This is a genomic window from Acetatifactor sp. (assembly GCF_982438285.1).
In genome coordinates this window covers 1-2,985 of the sequence record NZ_CEWDFQ010000362.1, presented here as the reverse complement: position 1 = coordinate 2,985, position 2,985 = coordinate 1, and the positions used below count along the sequence as shown (strand labels likewise).

Below are 2,985 nucleotides of genomic sequence, written 5' to 3'. Positions count from 1 at the left end.
CAGCAGAAGCCCCGCCACATTCCCCGTGCCGTCCTTATCATAATTCTTCACATAGGTAAAAATCTGATATACATTTCCAGAATGCAGGGAGTACTTTTCAAATTGATGCTGCAGCGTCTTTCCATAATATTTTGCGTCAATAATCAGAACCTTGTCATCCAGACGCAGCATGATATCCGTCTGCATCACCGGCAGAAGGCGAATCATCGCTTCCTCATTCTCTCCCACAAGATTCCAGGGAACCTGGGCTGCCCTGACCTCTGACAGATAAGTATGCTTCTGACGATAATATTCCAGAATGAATTTTTCATACAGCCTTGCCATATGTTTATCTGAGAACGCCGCCATCCGATAGGTTCCCTTTTCTGTTGTCTGCAGCATACCGTCAAGCACCAGGCAGCAGATGTTCAAAAGCATTTCATAATTCCGGTTGCTTCTTTGGTAACGAAGCCTGCTCCACTGGATTTTAGAGGGCTCCAATATCGTTACATGATCAAAAAACACCAGCACCTGATTCAGGGCTCTTTTCCGTTCCACATTCACTCCCTCATCCTGCACCAGAAGCTTCATCGTGGTTTTAAGAATCTGATTAAAAAGATTATTCTCTGAAAGCTCGTCAAACTCACAGGCTAACCTCTGCTTTCTCTGAACCTTGTTACGGATTGTCTTTGGCAAATCCAGCTTTCCGCGCATCACAAAAAGAGTCTCCCGCTGCGTGATATACTCCCGGTAAAGCCCCTGCTTTAGCTGTCTGGCTGTTCCCTTGGCCAATATCGCCGCAAACAGATCCTGCGCCTGCTCAAATTCCTCCGCAGCCACCTCCTCATAATTTGTCTGTTTCAGCACTTGAAAGGCATAGGACAGCATATAATAAATATTTTTTATAAGAATACCTTTATCATTCGTCATCAAACACACCACGCAGATTCTTTTCCCACCGCTGAAGCTTCCCACTGTCATCAAACCAATACTCTGACAGCATGGGCAGAATATCAAATTCCACTACCGAACGCATCCAGTCCGTGGTACATTCCCCGGCTTTTCGTCCACAGAAATAGCTGTGGCCAATCCGGAAGCCACGCCCCAGAGATGGGTCCTCCGCAATCTCTTTATTCAACGCTTTCACCTGATCGATCAGCGCGTTAAATGTCTCATTGCCAAAACCGGCCTGGTATTTCTGAAATCCCTCTGAATGAAATCCGGGCTCCATCTCAAAGAAACTGAATCTGCGGCGAAGAGCATAGTCAATCATGGCAAGGCTGCGGTCTGCTGTATTCATCATACCAATGATATAGAGATTTTCCGGTACGGAAAAGGGCATGCCGCTGTATGCAAGCGTAGCCTTGGTTCCTCTGTAATCCTTCTCGATCAGCATCAGAAGCTCCCCAAAAATCTTGCTCATATTGCCGCGGTTAATTTCATCAATAATAAAGAAATACTCCTTATCCGGATGATTTACTGCGGTTTGACAGAAACGGTAAAAAATGCCCTCTGTCAATTTGAAGCCCTCGCCGTCCGGGCGATATCCCATAATAAAATCCTCATAGGAATAGTTTTGGTGAAACTGCACCAGCCCTATTCTGGAATCATCCTTCTCCCCCATCATGCTGTAGGCAAGCTTCTTTGCCGTAAAAGTTTTTCCCACGCCAGGCGCTCCCTGAAGGATAACATTCCCTTTGTTTCTAAGCAGCGCTTCCAGCACATGATATCGTTCTTCCGTCATATACACAGCCTTCAGAAAATCCTGCATTGTGTATTTTGTGATGGCAGTATCCGGCCGCCTCAGAGGATTCTCTTCGCGGATCATATCCATGATACAATCGTATTCATCCTTTGTCAGCTTGAAAAGACTTCCATTGGGCTGTGCAAAGAATTCCATCTTATCAAGCTCACGGCATTCCCTCAGCGCTGCGTATTCAATGGGAACAGAAAGTCCCTCCGTCTTTTTGAAATATAAGTTCTCCCCATCATTCCCCTGTGTAATGCGGGCCAGCGCCACGATCTTATTCACCGGATCCGCCTCATATCCAATCAAAATGTCGCCGGCTCTTGCGTCCAAGAAATTCTGAAAAATTTTCCGCTTGTGCCCATTTTCATTGTAAAGCGTATAATTCTGCTCCTCGTCCAGCTTCCAATCTGAAAAGCTCCGGATTTTAGGATTGACCTTCAACCACCAATAGCTACGCTTTTCTTCTGCCTTGCCAAAAAGCTCATCCAGGGACATACCAAAATAAGGCTGCAGAATCAGCTCTTCAAACAGAAATTTCTCATCCTCAGCAACCTTGATACAGGTAGAATTATCATTGGGAGTCCACCACTTTTTAGCTCCGGTATATGCCGCCGTATCCTTTGATTTTGCAATCACCTGATACTCCCGCTCATACCAGCCCTCCTTCATCTCTGGATTTGGCACAGGCTTTTCGCTGGTAAACTGCCCCAGCAGCTGAATGCTGCTGCCATAACACAGGTAGAAATAATCTCCCTTACGGACAGCCTCCATAAAGGATTGGCCCTGGGTAACCTTAGAGGCTGCTTTTGCTTTTGTCCGGCTATGTACAACGACCACCTTCCGTTTCTCAAAAACCCTCTTGTTAAATTCTGATATCCCGGTTGCATTCGTTCCATGGCTGATCTTCCAGATGGAAGGACTTACCTCAGCATAGAGCGGAATTTTCGACAAATCAGCCCGATCAAGGGCCGCGCTCAGTTCGCTGCGCAGTCTCCAGACATAAGTGCCCTCCATTGAAGAGTCTGCCCCCTTTCCTGTATAAAGAATGGGCCAGAATTTAGAAGTCTCCGCATCCGTTTCCAGTACCGGACATTTTGTTTTCTCCGCAATTCTTCTGGCAAGCGCAGCAGACCCGGCACTATAAAAATTAGGCGTTTCCCCATATCGTATGGACAACTGCTTGCAGGTAGCCTGTCCGCCATAATCCTTCATGCGCTTTACAATCTGCAAAGCGTTTAAGGTAAACACTGCTGTAT

The 2,985-nt window shown here is 46.4% G+C and carries 2 protein-coding genes; both read right to left on the bottom strand.

Features of this window, described 5'->3' with window-relative positions:
* Positions 1 to 909, bottom strand: a 909-nt coding sequence (locus AC1WIP_RS13900; RefSeq protein ID WP_481142386.1) for a 5-methylcytosine restriction system specificity protein McrC, incomplete at its 3' end; no start/stop codon positions are given.
* On the bottom strand, positions 899 to 2,977 hold the full coding sequence (locus AC1WIP_RS13895; protein WP_481142387.1) for an AAA family ATPase: 2,079 nt from the start codon (positions 2,975 to 2,977) through the stop codon (positions 899 to 901). The genes AC1WIP_RS13895 and AC1WIP_RS13900, both read right to left, overlap by 11 nt.
* Positions 2,978 to 2,985: the final 8 nt, after the last annotated feature.